Genomic DNA, 15,786 nt, shown 5'->3' with positions numbered 1-15,786 from the left:
ACTGCCCGGACGTTACCCACCAGTACTCGGTTCCGGATAGGGGGTCCCGGTCAGATGTCTTATGCGTCACACATATCGGGACGTCCTTTTGCGCACAGTAGTCCACCCGTACACACACCAGGAAGTAACCGCAGGTCCGGGGCCTTGGCACAGGCCCTAGGGTGGTTCTCATGCGAGCAGGAGCGAACACCCGCGTCCATGTGGTCAGCGACGTGCACGGCAACACCGAGGCGCTGGCCCGCGCCGGGGACGGCGCGGACGCCCTGATCTGTCTCGGTGACCTGGTCCTCTTCCTCGACTACGCCGACCACTCGCGCGGCATCTTCCCCGACCTCTTCGGCGTCGAGAACGCCGACCGGATCGTCGCCCTGCGCACCGCCCGCCGCTTCGACGAGGCCCGCGCCTTCGGCCGGGAGCTGTGGCGGGGCATGGACCGCAACGCCGCGATCACCGAGGCGGTCCGCAGGCAGTACGCCGAGATGTTCGCCGCGCTGCCCAGCCCGACCTACGCCACCTATGGCAACGTCGACATCCCCGCCCTGTGGCCCGAGTACGCCGCCCCCGGCACCACCGTCCTGGACGGCGAGCGCGTCGAGATCGGCGGCCGTGTCTTCGGCTTCGTCGGCGGCGGCCTGCGTACGCCGATGCGCACCCCGTACGAGATCGACGACGAGGAGTACGCCGCCAAGATCGAGGCGGTCGGCGAGGTCGACGTGCTCTGCACCCACATCCCGCCCGAGGTGCCCGAGCTGGTCTACGACACCGTGGCACGCCGCTTCGAACGCGGCAGCCGGGCCCTGCTCGACGCCATCCGCCGCACCCGCCCCCGCTACTCCCTCTTCGGCCACGTCCACCAGCCGCTGGCCCGCCGGATGCGGATCGGCGCCACCGAGTGCGTGAACGTCGGCCACTTCGCCTCCACCGGCCGGCCCTGGGCGCTGGAGTGGTGAACCGCCCCACCCTGGGACGGCCCGCCGGGCGCACGCGATAGCCTTCTGGCGGCAGGCTCCTGCCGACGGACCGGTACACCGCACTGGAGGGCCACAGCGATGGCTGAACACACCAGCTCGAGCATCACGATCGAGGCGGCGCCGGCCGACGTCATGGGTGTGATCGCCGACTTCGAGCGCTATCCGGAGTGGACCGGCGAGGTCAAGGAGGCCGAGGTCCTCGGCACCGACGAGCAGGGCCGCGCCGAGAAGGTTCGCCTCGTCCTGGACGCCGGCGCGATCAAGGACGACCACACCCTCGCCTACACCTGGATCGGCGCCTACGAGGTCAGCTGGACCCTGGTCAAGTCCCAGATGCTGCGCGCCATCGACGGCTCCTACGCGCTCGCCCCCCTCGGCGACGGCGACCGCACCGAGGTCACCTACCGGCTGACCGTCGACGTCAAGATCCCCATGCTCGGCATGATCAAGCGCAAGGCGGAGAAGGTCATCATCGACCGCGCCCTGGCCGGCCTGAAGAAGCGCGTCGAGTCCGTTCCGAAGGGCTGAGCGCGTGCGTACGGTCCTGGTCACCGGACCCGGCGGAGCCGGCCGTACGACCGTCGCGGCGGCCACCGCGCTCGCCGCGGCCCGCGACGGCGCCCGCACCCTGCTCATCTCCGCCGACCCGATACCCGGCTTCCCCGACGCCGCGGACCCCACCCCGGTCACCGACGGGCTGCGGTCCGTGGCGATCGACCCCGCCGCCCACTTCCGCGCTGAACTCCTCGCCCTCCAGGGGCAGTTGTCGTCCGTCCTCGAACTGCTCGGCGGCAACCCGCTGGACGGCGAGGAGCTGACCGAACTCCCCGGCAGCGGCGAACTCGCCCTGCTCCACGCCCTGCGCCGCGCCGCACACGGCGACTGGTCCGCCGAGGCGTACGACCTCCTCGTCGTGGACCTCCCCCCGCTGCGCGACGCCCTGCGCCTGCTCGCCCTCCCCGAACAGCTGCGCCGCTACCTGCGCCGGCTGCTCCCCCCGGAACGCCAGGCCGCCCGCGCCCTGCGCCCGGTGCTCGCCCAGCTGGCCGGTGTGCCCATGCCCGCCCAGTGGCTGTACGAGGCCGCCGCCCGGCGCGACGCCGAGCTGGCCCAGGTCCAGGCGCTGATCGAGGACCGGACCACCACCCTCCGGCTCGTCGCCGCGCCCGGGCCCGCCGCCGACGAGGCCCTGCGCACCGCCCGCCCCGGCCTCGCCCTGCACGGGCTGCGCGCGCAGGCGCCGGTCGCCAACCGGATGCTGCCCGGCCACTCCCCGGACCCGTTCTTCGCCGCGCTCGCCGCCCAGCAGGAGAAGGCCCTCGGCCACTGGGCGGACGAGGGGCCGGCCCCGGTCCGGATCGCGCACCTCGGCCGCGACCCGCAGGGCCCCGACGACCTCCTGGCCCTGGCCGGGGACGACGGGGCGCTCGCCGTGCCCGGCACCGGCGAGGACAGCGGCCGGGCCCCGGACCCCTGGTGGACCGAGGAGGCCGGCGGGCCCGGCGGCGACGGGATACTCGTCTGGTGCCTGCGGCTCCCCGGCGCCGTCAAGAAGGACCTCCAGCTCGTCCGGCGCGGCGGCGAACTCCTCCTGACCGTCGGCCCGTTCCACCGCATCGTCCCCCTGGAACCCGCCCTGCGCCGCTGCACCGTCACCGGCGCGGCCCTCACCGACGGGGTGCTGCGGGTCCGCTTCACGCCCGATCCCGCGCTCTGGCCCCGGACGGGCTGAACGGCGTACCACCGTTCGGGTACCGTCGAAGGTACGTGTCCGGTATGCCGGGCCGCCGGCCACGATGCCCCCGGGAGTCCGCCATGAGCGAAGCCACCGATCGCCCCGCCGACGACGACGCCTGGGCCCAGGCCTGCGCCGAGGACCTGGCCGCCGAGCGGGCCCGCCGCCGCGCCGCCTACGGCCCGCCGCCCGGTTCCGCCGCCGAGGAGCTGCGCAAGCTGGTGGACGCGGTGGCCGGCAAGCTCGGCTCGTTGCAGGCGCCGCTCCTCGGGATGGCCGCGCAGGGCGCCGTGCAGCAGGTCATCCAGCAGGCCAAGGCGGCCGTGGAGCCCGTGATCGAGCGCAATCCAGACGTTTTCGATCACATCGCGGCGGCCGGTAACGAACTGCTCGCCGCCTACCGCTCGGCGGTCCAGGGCCAGGAGGGCCGCTGGACCCGGGGGGCGGGGGACCCCGCGGGCACCGAAAAGAAGGCGGAAGGCCCCGAAGGCCCCCGGGACGAAGGGTCCGGCGCCGGCGAACACATCGACCTGGACTGACCGGCGCCGACGGGACGGGGCCCGGCCTCGGGTACGGTTGCCTCAGCGGGGCTCGACCGGAACTGAGGGATTCATGGGACTCACCATCGGCGTCGATATCGGCGGCACGAAGATCGCGGCTGGAGTGGTCGACGAAGAGGGACAGATCCTCTCGACCTTCAAGGTGCCGACCCCGCCGACGGCCGAAGGCATCGTGGACGCGATCGCGGCGGCGGTGTCCGGCGCCAGCGAGGGCCACGCGGTCGAGGCCGTCGGCATCGGCGCGGCCGGATACGTGGACGACAAGCGGGCCACCGTGCTGTTCGCGCCGAACATCAACTGGCGCCACGAGCCGCTGAAGGACAAGGTCGAGCAGCGCGTCGGCCTCCCCGTCGTCGTGGAGAACGACGCCAACGCCGCCGCCTGGGGCGAATACCGCTTCGGGGCCGGCCAGGGCCACGACGACGTCATCTGCATCACGCTGGGCACCGGCCTCGGCGGCGGCATCATCATCGGCAACAAGCTGCGCCGCGGACGCTTCGGCGTGGCCGCCGAGTTCGGCCACATCCGGGTCGTCCCGGACGGTCTGCTCTGCGGCTGCGGCAGCCAGGGCTGCTGGGAGCAGTACGCCTCCGGCCGCGCCCTCGTGCGGTACGCGAAGCAGCGCGCCAACGCCACCCCGGAGAACGCCACGATCCTGCTGGCGCTCGGTGACGGCACCGTCGACGGCATCCAGGGCAAGCACATCAGCGAGGCCGCCCGCCAGGGCTGCCCGGTGGCCGTCGACTCGTTCCGCGAGCTGGCCCGCTGGGCCGGCGCCGGACTCGCCGACCTGGCCTCGCTGTTCGACCCGTCGGCCTTCATCGTCGGCGGCGGCGTCTCGGACGAGGGCGAGCTCGTCCTCGGCCCGATCCGCAAGTCGTTCCGGCGCTGGCTGATCGGCGGCGAATGGCGCCCGCACGCCCAGGTGCTCGCCGCCCAACTCGGCGGCAAGGCAGGGCTCGTGGGCGCCGCGGACCTGGCCCGCCAGGGCTGAGCCCACCCGCACCCGGAAACACCGGACGCCCGTCGCGCCCCGGGAGTGTCCGCGAAGTGGCGTCGTCCGCCCGAAGGGCGTCGCAGGCCAGACGACACTTCGCGGACACGACCTGGCGCGGCGGGCGTCCGCCGTATCGTGAGGGCATGGCCACGATGTCGCTGCCCGATTCGCGCACCGAGCCGGACGGCTCGGCCGTCATCCGCGTGCTCAGCTACAACATCCGCTCGATGCGCGACGACAACGCCGCACTCGCCCGGGTCATCCGCGCCTGCGCGCCCGACCTGGTCCTCGTCCAGGAGGCGCCGCGCCTCTTCCGCTGGCGCAAGTACGCCGCCCGGCTCGCCGCCGCCACCGACCTGGTGGTCCTGGGCGGCGGCGCCACCGCCGCCGGACCGCTGCTGCTGTGCTCGCTGCGCGCCACCGTCGAGCGCACCGAGGACATCCTGCTGCCGCGCACCCCGGGCCTGCACCGGCGGGGCTTCGCCACCGCCGTGGTCCGGTTCGCGGGCGCCCGGGTCGGGGTGGTCAGCTGCCACCTGAGCCTCCAGCGGCAGGAGCGGCTGGCCCAGGCCGAGCGGCTGGTGGAGACCGTGGACGCGCTGGGCGTGGCGCACGCCGTCGTCGCCGGCGACCTCAACGACGTACCGAGCGGGCGGGCCTTCCGGCGGCTCGCCGGGCGCTACCAGGACTGCTGGGAGACCAAGCCGCAGGGCGGCGCGTACACCTTCCCCGCGCACGAACCGCGCCGCCGGATCGACGCGGTCTTCGCCACCGACGGGGTCGAGGTCCTGGGCTGCGGGGTCCCGGACGGGCTGCCCGGGGTGCGGGAGGCCGACCTGCGGGCGGCGACCGACCACCGCCCGGTGCTGGCCGCGCTCCGGGTGCCCGCGGAAAGGCCCTGAGGCCTTTCCGCGGACCAGGGCCGGGCAGGCCGCGGCGTCTGCTGCGTGCACCGCAAGCCGCCGGAGCGTCCTCGTGGCGGAGCCGTCCGGGCGTTTCGGCATCACGGGCGAGGCGCCGTGCCAGGCGTCGCGACCCCGGCCATGATCCGCCGGACCGGCCCTAGACCACCGCGCCCCGCCCCGGGTCGTCGTCACCGTCGTCGTCGGAGTCCATCCGCGCCACCAGCGTCACGAAGCCGCCCAGGAAGCCGCCGACGCAGACCGTCGTCAGCCACCAGGTCATCTCCCAGGAGAGCAGCACCGCGAGCAGCATCAGCACCGGCCCGCCGACCACCGCGAGCCAGGCGAACTTCGCCGTGACGTCGGCCTCCGGCAGCGGCGGCGGCTCCGGCGGCACGAAGTGGCCCTCGTCGTCGTCCCCGCCGGCCGCGCCGGGCGCGTCCGGGTCGGCCGGCTCGTAGTCGCGCGGGCCCACGCCCGGCGCGAAGACCACGGAGCCGCCGAGCGGCCGGTCCTCCTCCGGCTTCGGCCTGGGCGGCCGCTTGCCGAGCCCCTTGTCCGCGGCCGGGGCGGTCAGCGGACCGTCGTCCGGCAGCGCCAGATCCTCGACCGACCGGAAGGGCCGCGCGCCCGGCGGGTCCGGCGGCTCCTCCCCGTAACCCGCCACGATGGCCCGCCAGACGGCCTCCTCGTCCAGCGGTCCCCCGGCCGCACCGGCCGGTGCGTCGGGCGGTGCGCCCTTGCCGTCGTCGTCGGCGACGGCCGCCCCCTCCACGGGGAACGGCTCGCGCTCCTCCTCGCTGCCCGCGCGCTCCGCGTCGTGCTCAGCCACCGGACGTGCTCCCCTTCTTCCCGCCCTGATCCATCTCGCTCGGAGCGAGGCGGCCGATGAACGCATGGCTCTCGTCGAAGATCCGCTTCGCATCATGGTCCAACGTCGCCACGTGGTAGCTCTGTTCCAGCAGGACCTCCCGGACGTCCGTCGAGGAGACGCGGCTCAGGATGCGGGCCGAGTCGGCGGGCGGCACCACATGGTCCCGCGGGCTGTGCAGCAGCAGGAGCGGCTGGGTGACCTGCGGCAGGTCGCCGTCGACCAGCCGGAAGAACCCGCGCACCGAGTGCGCCGCGTGCAGCGGCACCCGGTCGTAGCCCACCTCCGCGACGCCCTCCAGGGCGATGTCGCCGGCCAGGCCCTTCGTCGTCGGCACCAGATGGCGGACCACCGGCAGCGCGTGCGCGGCGAGACTGTGCACCTTGTTGGCCGGATTGACGAGCACCAGGCCGCTGACCGCGTCCCCGTGCTTCGCGGCCAGCCGCAGTGCCAGCGCGCCGCCCATCGAGAGCCCGAAGACGAAGACCCGCTCGCACCGCTCCAGCAGACCGCGGAGCTCCCGGTCCACCTCCGCGTACCAGTCCTGCCAGCCGGTCACCCGCATGTCCTGCCAGCGCGTGCCGTGCCCGGGCAGCAGCGGCAGCGAGACCGTGAGACCGCGGTCGGCCAGATATTCGGCCCAGGGGCGCAGCGACTGCGGGGAACCGGTGAATCCGTGACAGAGGAGGACGCCGACCGCTCCGCCCTCGTGGCGGAACGGCTCGGCTCCGGGAAGGACCGGCACCGGGGTCTCCTGTTCATGAGGCTCGCGGCCAGGCGAGCGGGGAGCGGAAGGGTTCGGAAGGATGTGCGGGACGCGCGGGATCACTTCACCGTACGCGACCGGACCGACACCGACCAGGGCCGTCACCGGCCCGGGCCGCGGACACCCGCCCGCGCGGGCGGGAGGAAGCGGGACACGGCGGGTTAAGGTCTGTCGGACAGCACACAGGAGGCATCCGAGTTGATCTACGGCGCTATGAAGTTCTCCATCGGCGGGTCGCTGAAGCTCGCCTTCCGGCCGTGGGTGGAGGGCCTGGAGAACATCCCCGCGCGCGGGCCCGCGATCCTCGCCAGCAACCACCTGTCGTTCTCCGACTCCTTCTTCCTGCCGGCCGTCCTGGACCGCAAGGTGACCTTCATCGCGAAGGCCGAGTACTTCACCGCGCCCGGGGTGAAGGGCAAGCTCACGGCCGCGTTCTTCAAGGGCGTCGGCCAGCTCCCCGTCGACCGCTCCGGCGCGCGCGGCGCCGGTGAGGCGGCGATCCGGGCGGGCATCCAGGTCGTCGAGAGCGGCGGCCTCTTCGGCATCTACCCCGAGGGCACCCGGTCGCCCGACGGCCGGCTCTACCGGGGCAAGCCCGGCGGTCTCGCCCGGGTGGCGCTGGCCACCGGGGCGCCGGTCATCCCCGTCGCGATGATCGACACGGAGAAGATCCAGCCGCCCGGCCAGGTGATCCCCAAGCTGATGCGCCCCGGCATCCGGATCGGCAGGCCGCTCGACTTCAGCCGCTACCACGGCATGGACGGCGACCGCTTCATCCTGCGCTCGGTCACCGACGAGGTGATGTACGAGATCATGAAGCTCTCGGGCCAGGAGTACGTCGACATCTATGCGACCGCCGCCAAGCGGCAGATCGCCGAGGAGGCGAAGCGCCGGTCCGAGGCCGCGAAGAAGACGGACGGCGACAGCGCCTAGCGGCGGTCCGCGGGGGGACGGGGGGAACAGCGTGGTCAAACGCGTACGCGTGGTCCGGATGTCGGTGGAGCAGCCGCTGTGGCGCGCCCTGACGGCTTACCGCGTGCTGACGATGGTCTACGCGGTCCTGATCGCCGCCTTCGCCCGGCACGACTACGAGCGGCCGTGGATCGCGGTCGCCTTCCTGTCGCTGATGGCCGTCTGGACGCTCGCCACCCTGCCGAAGGTGGCCGGCGCCGCCGCCTGCACCAGGCGCTTCCTGGGCGCGGACCTGGCCATCGCCCTCATCGGGATCGTCGTCACCCCGCTCGCCGACTTCCAGGCGCAGCACGTCGACGGGCCGACCCTGCCGTCCATCTGGACCGCCGGTTCGGTGCTGGCCTTCGCGGTCAAGGGCGGCTGGCGCTGGGCGGGCTTCGCCTCCAGCCTGGTCGCCGTCGCCAACCTCATCGAGCGCGCCGAGCCCAGCCGCGACACCCTGCACAACGTGATGCTGGTCTGGGTCGCCTCCATCGCCATCGGTTACGTCGTCGAGGTCGCCCGGGCCAGTGAGCGCACCCTCGCCCGCGCCCTGGAGATCGAGGCCGCCACCCGCGAACGCGAGCGCCTGGCCCGGGACATCCACGACGGCGTGCTCCAGGTCCTCGCCATGGTCCAGCGGCGCGGCGCCGCGATCGGCGGCGAGGCGGCGGAGCTCGGCCGGATGGCCGGGGAGCAGGAGGCCGCCCTGCGCACCCTGGTCTCCAGCGGGCTCGTGCCGCCCACCCGGCTCTCCGAGGACGCCTCCGAGGGCGCCGTCGTCCGGGCCGTCGAGACGGGCGACGACGAACCGGGCGCCGGGGACGGCGGCGAGACCGACCTGCGGACGCTGCTCGCCCCGCGCGCCGGCTCCCGGACCAGCTTCGCGGAGCCGGGCGCCCCGGTGCTGCTGCCCTCCGGCGCGGCAGCGGAGCTGGCGGCGGCGGTCGGCGCCGCCCTGGACAATGTCCGGGTGCACGCGGGCGAGGGCGCCCAGGCGTGGATTCTGCTGGAGGACTGGCCGGACGAGGTCGTCGTCACGGTCCGGGACGACGGGCCCGGCATCCCCGAGGGGCGGCTCGCGCAGGCCGAGGGGGAGGGGCGGCTCGGGGTCGCCCTGTCGATCCGCGGCCGGCTGCGCGATCTGGGCGGTACGGCGGAGGTGATCTCGGTGCCCGGCCAGGGCACCGAGGTCGAATTGAAGGTTCCTAAGGTTTCACGGGGGAAGGCGGGTTCGGTCCGATGAGCGCGACACATGACGAGGGCACCGGGCAGCGGGCGGTCAGGGTGATGGTGGTGGACGACCACCCGATGTGGCGCGACGCCGTGGCCCGCGACCTCACCGAGGCCGGGTTCGACGTGGTGGCCACCGCCGGCGACGGGCCGCAGGCCGTCCGCCGGGCCGCCGCCGTCACCCCGGACGTCCTGGTCCTCGACCTCAATCTGCCCGGCATGCCCGGGGTGCGGGTCTGCAAGGAACTCGTCGGTGCCCAGCCCGGGCTGCGGGTCCTCGTGCTCTCCGCCAGCGGCGAGCACGCCGACGTCCTGGAGGCGGTGAAGTCCGGTGCCACCGGCTACCTGATGAAGTCGGCGAGCACCCAGGAGCTGACCGAGGCCGTCCGCCGGACCGCCGCCGGCGACGCCGTGTTCACCCCGGGCCTGGCGGGCCTGGTGCTGGGCGAGTACCGCCGGCTGGCCTCGAAGCCCGCGCCGGCCGCCTCCGACGAGCCGAAGGCCCCGGAGCTGACCGACCGGGAGACCGAGGTGCTGCGGCTCGTGGCCAAGGGGCTCTCGTACAAGCAGATCGCGGAACGGCTCGTCATCTCGCACCGGACCGTGCAGAACCACGTCCAGAACACCCTGGGCAAGCTCCAGCTGCACAACCGGGTCGAGCTGGTGCGGTACGCCATCGAGCGCGGGCTCGACGACGCGTAGGGCTTGAGCGGCGCGGCGGTGCCCCCGGCCGTATATTCGCGATGACCGGCCGCGCCCAGCACGCAGACAGGGGAGACACCGTGGAGATCCTGGCCTTCGGAGTGCAGTCCGACGAACAGCCGCTGATCGAGAAGGCCTTCGCCGGGAAGCACGAAGTCCGCTGCCTGGACGTCTTCCTGAACCGGGACACCGCCCCCATCGCGGCGGGCTACGAGGTCATCTCCACCAGCGTCAACGCCGACCTGGGCGGCGCGGTCCTCCAGACCCTCGCGGCCGGCGGCACCCAGATGATCGCCCAGCGCTCCACCGGGTTCAACAACATCGACCTGGACGTCGCCGAGCGCCTGGCCCTGCGCGTCGCCCGGGTCTCGTACTACTCGCCGTACTCGGTCGCGGAGTTCGCCTGGACCCTGGCCATGGCGGTCAACCGACGGGTGATCCGGGCGGCCGGCCGCACCCGCGACTTCGACTTCCGGCTCGACGGGCTCCTCGGCCGCGACATGCACGGCCGCACCGCGGGCGTCATCGGCACCGGCAAGATCGGCGAGGCGTTCACCCGGATCGCCCACGGCTTCGGCATGAAGCTGCTCGGCTGGGACGTCGCCGAGAACCCGGCCTGCGCCGAGCTCGGCATGCGGTACGTCGACAAGGAACGGCTGCTCGCGGAGTCCGACCTGGTCAGCCTGCACGTGCCGCTGCTCCCGTCGACGCACCACCTCATCGACGAGGACGCCCTCGCCCTGATGAAGGACGACGCGATCCTCGTCAACTCCAGCCGGGGCGGCCTCATCGACACCTCGGCCCTGGTCGGCGAACTGCGCGCGGGCCGCTTCCTCGGCGTCGGACTCGACGTGTACGAGGCGGAGGCCGGGCTGTTCTTCCTGGACAAGTCCCTGGAGGGCGTGGACGACGACACCCTGGCCCGGCTCGTGACCTTCCCGAACGTCATCGTCACCTCCCACCAGGCGTACTACACCGAGGACGCGGTCGGCCAGATCATCGACGCCACCGTCGAGAACGTCGGCGACTACCTGGCCGGCCGCCACAGCGGCAACGTCCTGGTCCCGGCCCGCCCCGGGGCCTGACCCCCTCAGCCGCGCACCGGGAGCCCCGCCAGCAGCTCCGACACGATCGCCGCACCGCGCAGCGTCAGCACCGACTCCGGGTGGAACTGCACCGAGGCGAACCCGGCCCCGCGCAGCGCGTGCAGCTCCCCGGACACCTCGTCCCGGCTCGTCTCGATGCCGTGCGCCGCCAGTTCCGCCGCCCCGAAGTCGTCGCAGCGCGCGGTGAAGCTGTTGTAGAAGCCGACCGTCTCGGGCCGCCCGAACAGGTCGATCCTGGTCTGCGCCCCCTGGTACGGCACCGCCTTGCGGACGATCTCCAGGCCCAGTTCCGCCGCGATCAGCTCATGGCCCAGGCACACCCCGAGCAGCCCGTGCCGGTGCTCCCGCACCAGCTCGGCGGCCGTCGCGCGCAGCAGCCGCATCTTCGGGTCCGCCGCGTCCCCCGGATTCCCCGGGCCGGGGCCGAGCACCACGGGCCCCCGGTGCGCCCGGACCGCCTCGCGCAGCCCCGGCTCGTCGTAGCGGCGGACGGTGACGTCGAGCCCCGAGGCGCGCAGCAGGTGGCCGAGCATCGCGGTGAACGTGTCCTCGCCGTCCACCACCAGGGCGTGGCCGGTGCGGTCGGCGGTGCGCTCCTGCATCCGCAGCCAGAACGGGGCGAGGCCGTCCCGCCGGGCGTCCAGGGCCGCCCGCACCCGGGGGTCGGCGGCCAGCCGGGGCCGCTCCCGCTCCGCCTCCGGGCGGGCCGGGCGGACGCCGAGGGCGGCGAGGACCCCGGCCGCCTTGGCGTGGGTCTCGGCGACCTCGCTCGCCGGGTCCGAGTGGCGCACCAAGGTCGCCCCGACCGGCACCCGCAGCGTGCCGTCCGCGTCGATGTCGGCGGTCCGGATCAGGATCGGCGAGTCCAGGGTCTGGGTGCCGTCGGCCTCCCGGCGCAGCAGGGCCAGCGCCCCCGCGTAGTAGCCGCGCCCGCCGTCCTCGTGCCGCTCGATGACCCGGCAGGCGTTCTGCACGGGGGAGCCGGTGACCGTCGCCGCGAACATGGTCTCCCTCAGCACCTCCCGTACGTCCAGCGAGGAGCGTCCGCGCAACTCGTACTCGGTGTGCGCGAGATGGGCCATCTCCTTCAGGCGCGGGCCGATCACCACCCCGCCCATGTCGCCGACCGTGCACATCATCTTCAGCTCCTCGTCCACCACCATGGAGAGTTCCTCGGTCTCCTTGCGGTCCCCGAGGAAGGCGAGCAGGCCCTCGGGGGTGGGCCCCTCGGCGGGGTAGCGGTAGGTGCCGCTGATCGGGTTCATCACGACGGTCCCGCCGGACATCCGCACGTGCACCTCGGGACTGGCACCAACGAGCACCCTGTCCCCCGTGTGCACCACGAACGTCCAGTACGCCCCCCGCTCGCCGGCCAGCAGCCGCCGGAACAGGGCCAGCGCGTCCGCCCGGCCGAAGCCGCCGATCCGGCCCCGGAACGTCCGCCGGATCACGAAGTTCGCGCCCTCGCCCCGGCCGATCTCGTCCTCGATCACCCGCCGCACGGTGGCGGCGTACTCCTCGTCGCTGACGTCGAACGCCCCGTCCTCCACGCGGACTTCGTGGCGGGGGAGCGCCGCCAGCGCCTCGTCCAGGGACAGCGTGTACGTCTCGTCCGCGACCAGGACCGACAGCGGTGTGCCGTCGTCCGTCACGTCGAAGCCGCGCTCCGCGATCTGCCGGAACGGCACCAGCGCCAGCGACGGCCGCTCGCCGACGGGGATGCCGGCGAGGCGGTCCGCCTCGTGCACCCGGCCGATCATGACCTCGACGGTGTCGTGGTCGTGGCCGGGGGTGCGGCGGCGCAGCAGGGCGAACGGCGGGCAGTCGTCGCGCAGGAGTCGGTCGAAGAGTCGGTCGAAGCTCATGGGTCGGTTCCTTCCAGGGAATCAGCTGGGAGGAACGGCCCGTGGACACGGAAAAGGCCGCCCCTCGGGCGGCCTCTGCGTCAGTGTGTACGCGCGATCAGCGGGCCGCCGGATGAGCGGTCCACCACCAGTTGCGGGTCGAGTGCGCGAACATGCCCCGTACCCTAACCCACGCCGGACGGCGACGGGGCCCCTTCCCACCCGGACGGATGGGAAAGGGCCCCGCGCGCACGAGACGTCCGGTCGGCTAGAACAGGATGTCGTAGATCTGCCAGCCGTCCCCGACCTGCGACTTCGTCGCGAACGGGGCCGTCACCTCACCGGTGGAGTGGTAGAACCAGAAGTCTCCGGCCGAGTCCACCCCGACCAGGTCGCCCCGGCCGTCGCGGTCGAGGTCGCTCGGGCCGAGCAGCAGCTTGTACTTGCCCCAGCCCGAACCGATCTTGACCCGCTTGTCGTACGGCTTGGCGGCCGAGCCGGTGCCGGTGTAGATCCACAGCACCCCCGACTTGTCCCGGGCCACGAAGTCCGCCTTGCCGTCGCCGTTCAGGTCGCCGGTGGAGACGATCGCGTCGTAGATCTGCCAGCCGTAGCCGATCTTCGCCTTGGGCTCGAAGGGCTTCGACGGCTCGCCGGTGCCCTTGTAGAAATAGATGTCGCCGGCGCTGTTGCGGGCGATCAGGTCGGCCTTGCCGTCACCGTCGAGATCGCGCATGCCGTTGAGGCTGCTGTACTGGTTCCAGCCGCTGCCGACCTTGAGCCGGGCCATGTACGGCTTGTCCGGATTGCCGCTGCCCCGGTAGTACCAGAGCACGCCGTCCTTGTCGCGGGCCACGAAGTCGCCCGTACCGTCGGCGCGCAGCGCGGTCATCGCGGTGATCGCCGTGTAGCTGCCCCAGCCGTAGCCCGCCTGGTAGCGGCGGTAGTACGGGGAGGAGGCGCTGCCGGTGCCCTGGTACTGCCAGATGCGGCCGGCGCTGTCGCGGCCGATCATGTTGTAGCGGTCGGTCGCGGAGACCGGGGCCACGCTCGTGGAGGTCTGGACGTCGCTCGCCTTGACCCACGCCAGCCGGTGGTTGTAGCGGATCGGCAGGTAGGAGGTGTCACCGATGACGTCCGTCTGGGCGGAGCCGAACCAGTCGTCGCCCTTCACCTCGGCGCCCGCCAGCGCGTACGACTGGCCCGCGGGCAGCGTGTACTTCGTCAGGTAGTCCGGGCTGTCCGTCGGGGCCTCCAGGCCCGCCGCGTCATAGGCGGCGGTCTCCGGGTAGGCCCGCCCGTAGATCCGGACGGTCACCCCGGCCTTGGCCTTCACCACGCGCGGGGCCGCGGCGAGCGGCACGGTGTACTGGCCGCCCGGGTTGTAGAACCACGCCTTCTTCCCGGCGAACCAGATCGCCGTCCAGTCGGCCTTCACCTCGGCGACGACATAGGTGCCGCCGGCACGGACCTTGTTGCCCCAGTTGGAGCCCTCGCTCCACAGCGCCGAGAAGTAGGGGTCGGTCAGCGTGGACGCGCTGGTGGACGCCGAGGTGTACAGGTAGCCGAAGTTCGCCGGCCGCTTGGTGACCGCCTTGGCGCCGTACGTCAGCGTCGGCTGGTTGGCCGTGGTGAACGGCGGTACCACGCGCACCAGCTGGCCCGTCTTGACCGGGCCGCCGGCGCCGCCCGCGCCCGTCGGGGCGTCCATCAGGCTCATGAAGTGGTTCCAGTCCCAGAACGGGCCCGGGTCCCAGTGGGTGTCCCTGGACTTCCCGTCCAGGAAGACGGGCACCTCGTCGTGGCCGATGATGTGCTCACGGTCCACCGGGATGCCGTACTCGCCGGCCAGGAACTTCACCAGGGCCGCGGTCGACTCGTACTGCGGCTCGCTGTACCAGCTGCCCTCCTTGATCGCGTAGCCCTCGTGCTCCACGCCGATCGAGTGCATGTTGAGCGACCAGTTGCCCGCGTGCCACGCCAGGTCCTTGTTCTCGACCATCTGCGTGACCAGCCCGTCCGAGGCGCGGACCAGGTAGTGCGCGCTCGCGGCCGCACTCGGGCTGGTGAGCGTGGCGAGCGAGCCCGCGTAGTCGCCCTCGGTGTCGTGGATCACGATCTGCCGGATGTCGACGCCCTTGTCGGGGCGCGCGGCCGGGGTGTAGCTGCGCTGGCCCGAGCTCGACGTCTTGGCCGGCACGAAGTTGCAGTTCAGTCCGGACGGGCACTCCGGGGCCGGGGTCGCGGCGGTGCTCGCGAACGACGCGGCCAGCGGCACCTTCGCCGGCTTGACCGGCTCGACCGACGGGTCGGCGGGCAGCGAGACCCGCTGGCCGTCCTGGGTGACCGCGCTCTCGCCCGTACGGATCGAGTCGAAGACGCGCTTCGCGAAGAGGTCGGCCCCCTTCTTGTCCGGCGACTGGCTGAACCGCGCCACCGCCGGATACCACTGCGCGGGATCGTCGGACAGGGAGCCCTTCGCGTCGCGCTGGTACTCGGCGAGCAGGGCCGCGCCCGCCCGGATGCTGTCCTCGGTGTCGTCGCGCACCGATGCCGTGTCCGTGTCGATCAGCTCGGCGGCCTCGTCCAGCGTGTGCAGCCGGGGGTCGGAGGTGTCGACCGTCTTCTTCGGCAGGTCGCGCAGCGCCTTCGCGGCGTCGAAGGTCTTCTCGATGTCCGGCCGGCCGCTCATGTTCATGTGCGCCAGACGTTCCTTGTCGTCCGGCTGCTCCACGTCCCCGGCCGCCACGCTGGTCAGTCCCATGACGTTGTACGCACCGGTCGTGCTCGGCTCGCCGTCGTGGCTCTCCCAGCGCGTCTGCCGGTACGAGACCGCCATCAGCACGCTCTGGGGCACGTCGAACTCACGGGCCGCGTCCGCGAACTGGGCCTGGAGCACGGCGGACGGCGAGGCGGCCTCGGCGCTCCCGGCGGCCGGGTCCTGCGCGGCCATGGCCAGGGTGCCGATCGTCGCGGTCGCGACCACGGCGGCGCCGGCGCCGATCAGCAGCCGTCTCTTCTTGAGGTCCCTACGGTGATTCCGCTTCAAGTCCCCACCCTCGGTGTCCACTCGTCCAGCGTTGTTCAACGCTGAAAGACCGGAGGCTAGCAGGCCGTCCGGACAGCCCGTGCACCGACCGTGCCGAGA

15 protein-coding genes are annotated in these 15,786 nt (G+C 73.0%); 10 read left to right on the top strand and 5 right to left on the bottom strand.

Going from position 1 to position 15,786, the window contains the following annotated elements:
• Nucleotides 1-170 precede the first annotated feature (170 nt).
• From FKN01_RS20215 to FKN01_RS20190, 6 genes are all read left to right on the top strand, one after another.
• Complete coding sequence (locus FKN01_RS20215; RefSeq protein WP_143622591.1) at nt 171-950, top strand: metallophosphoesterase; 780 nt, start codon at nt 171-173, stop codon at nt 948-950.
• Between the two features lie 99 nt (nt 951-1,049).
• Nucleotides 1,050-1,499 carry an SRPBCC family protein gene (locus FKN01_RS20210; RefSeq protein WP_143622589.1) on the top strand — a complete coding sequence of 150 codons (450 nt, stop codon included), beginning with the start codon at nt 1,050-1,052 and terminating at the stop codon, nt 1,497-1,499.
• A gap of 4 nt (nt 1,500-1,503) precedes the next feature.
• A complete protein-coding gene (locus tag FKN01_RS20205; RefSeq protein WP_143622587.1) occupies nt 1,504-2,703 on the top strand; it encodes an ArsA family ATPase in 1,200 nt (399 codons plus the stop codon).
• An 83-nt stretch (nt 2,704-2,786) separates the two neighbouring features.
• On the top strand, nt 2,787-3,245 hold the full coding sequence (locus FKN01_RS20200; protein ID WP_143622585.1) for a DUF5304 domain-containing protein: 459 nt from the start codon (nt 2,787-2,789) through the stop codon (nt 3,243-3,245).
• A 73-nt stretch (nt 3,246-3,318) separates the two neighbouring features.
• Nucleotides 3,319-4,260 carry an ROK family glucokinase gene (locus FKN01_RS20195; protein ID WP_143622583.1) on the top strand — a complete coding sequence of 314 codons (942 nt, stop codon included), beginning with the start codon at nt 3,319-3,321 and terminating at the stop codon, nt 4,258-4,260.
• 146 nt (nt 4,261-4,406) lie between these two features.
• Entirely contained in the window at nt 4,407-5,165 is a 759-nt protein-coding gene (locus FKN01_RS20190; RefSeq protein ID WP_143622581.1) for an endonuclease/exonuclease/phosphatase family protein, read from the top strand.
• Between the two features lie 160 nt (nt 5,166-5,325).
• Here the strand turns inward: FKN01_RS20190 and FKN01_RS20185 are convergent, their stop codons facing one another.
• Together FKN01_RS20185 and FKN01_RS20180 are read right to left on the bottom strand one after the other, a co-directional pair.
• Nucleotides 5,326-5,997: a hypothetical protein gene (locus FKN01_RS20185; RefSeq protein ID WP_143622579.1), complete on the bottom strand. Its 672-nt coding sequence runs from the start codon at nt 5,995-5,997 to the stop codon at nt 5,326-5,328.
• A complete protein-coding gene (locus tag FKN01_RS20180; RefSeq protein ID WP_143622577.1) occupies nt 5,990-6,781 on the bottom strand; it encodes a carboxylesterase in 792 nt (263 codons plus the stop codon). Before FKN01_RS20180 ends, FKN01_RS20185 begins: the two co-directional genes overlap by 8 nt.
• A 219-nt stretch (nt 6,782-7,000) precedes the next feature.
• On the opposite strand from FKN01_RS20180, the gene FKN01_RS20175 reads away from it, so the two are divergent.
• The 4 genes from FKN01_RS20175 (at nt 7,001) to FKN01_RS20160 (ending at nt 10,773) form a co-directional block, all read left to right on the top strand.
• On the top strand, nt 7,001-7,735 hold the full coding sequence (locus FKN01_RS20175) for a 1-acyl-sn-glycerol-3-phosphate acyltransferase (protein WP_143622575.1): 735 nt from the start codon (nt 7,001-7,003) through the stop codon (nt 7,733-7,735).
• 31 nt (nt 7,736-7,766) lie between these two features.
• On the top strand, nt 7,767-8,999 hold the full coding sequence (gene macS, locus FKN01_RS20170) for a MacS family sensor histidine kinase (RefSeq protein WP_143622573.1): 1,233 nt from the start codon (nt 7,767-7,769) through the stop codon (nt 8,997-8,999).
• Nucleotides 8,996-9,688 carry a response regulator transcription factor gene (locus tag FKN01_RS20165; RefSeq protein ID WP_143622572.1) on the top strand — a complete coding sequence of 231 codons (693 nt, stop codon included), beginning with the start codon at nt 8,996-8,998 and terminating at the stop codon, nt 9,686-9,688. Before macS ends, FKN01_RS20165 begins: the two co-directional genes overlap by 4 nt.
• Before the next feature lie 80 nt (nt 9,689-9,768).
• Nucleotides 9,769-10,773 carry a 2-hydroxyacid dehydrogenase gene (locus tag FKN01_RS20160; RefSeq protein WP_143622670.1) on the top strand — a complete coding sequence of 335 codons (1,005 nt, stop codon included), beginning with the start codon at nt 9,769-9,771 and terminating at the stop codon, nt 10,771-10,773.
• A gap of 5 nt (nt 10,774-10,778) precedes the next feature.
• On the opposite strand, the gene FKN01_RS20155 is transcribed toward FKN01_RS20160, so the two are convergent.
• From FKN01_RS20155 to FKN01_RS20145, 3 genes are all read right to left on the bottom strand, one after another.
• Nucleotides 10,779-12,659, bottom strand: a complete 1,881-nt coding sequence (locus FKN01_RS20155) for an anthranilate synthase family protein (RefSeq protein ID WP_143622570.1) — start codon at nt 12,657-12,659, stop codon at nt 10,779-10,781.
• Between the two features lie 97 nt (nt 12,660-12,756).
• Nucleotides 12,757-12,813, bottom strand: coding sequence for a trp operon leader peptide (locus tag FKN01_RS33730; RefSeq protein ID WP_073968448.1), 57 nt, complete (start codon nt 12,811-12,813; stop codon nt 12,757-12,759).
• A 93-nt stretch (nt 12,814-12,906) separates the two neighbouring features.
• Entirely contained in the window at nt 12,907-15,687 is a 2,781-nt protein-coding gene (locus tag FKN01_RS20145; protein WP_185992914.1) for an N-acetylmuramoyl-L-alanine amidase, read from the bottom strand.
• Nucleotides 15,688-15,786 lie beyond the last annotated feature (99 nt).

Origin of the sequence: Streptomyces sp. 130, from assembly GCF_007096885.1 — a bacterium.
Classification (GTDB): domain Bacteria; phylum Actinomycetota; class Actinomycetes; order Streptomycetales; family Streptomycetaceae; genus Streptomyces.
The sequence above is the reverse complement of the archived record's forward strand: the minus strand, read 5'-3'. Positions and strand labels throughout refer to the sequence as shown.

Coding starts and splice junctions, on each gene's coding strand:
- FKN01_RS20215 (WP_143622591.1), top strand. CDS start 171: ATGCGAGCAGGAGCGAACACCCGCGTCCATGTGGTCAGCGACGTGCAC.
- FKN01_RS20210 (WP_143622589.1), top strand. CDS start 1,050: ATGGCTGAACACACCAGCTCGAGCATCACGATCGAGGCGGCGCCGGCC.
- FKN01_RS20200 (WP_143622585.1), top strand. CDS start 2,787: ATGAGCGAAGCCACCGATCGCCCCGCCGACGACGACGCCTGGGCCCAG.
- FKN01_RS20195 (WP_143622583.1), top strand. CDS start 3,319: ATGGGACTCACCATCGGCGTCGATATCGGCGGCACGAAGATCGCGGCT.
- FKN01_RS20190 (WP_143622581.1), top strand. CDS start 4,407: ATGGCCACGATGTCGCTGCCCGATTCGCGCACCGAGCCGGACGGCTCG.
- FKN01_RS20165 (WP_143622572.1), top strand. CDS start 8,996: ATGAGCGCGACACATGACGAGGGCACCGGGCAGCGGGCGGTCAGGGTG.
- FKN01_RS20155 (WP_143622570.1), bottom strand. CDS start 12,659: ATGAGCTTCGACCGACTCTTCGACCGACTCCTGCGCGACGACTGCCCG.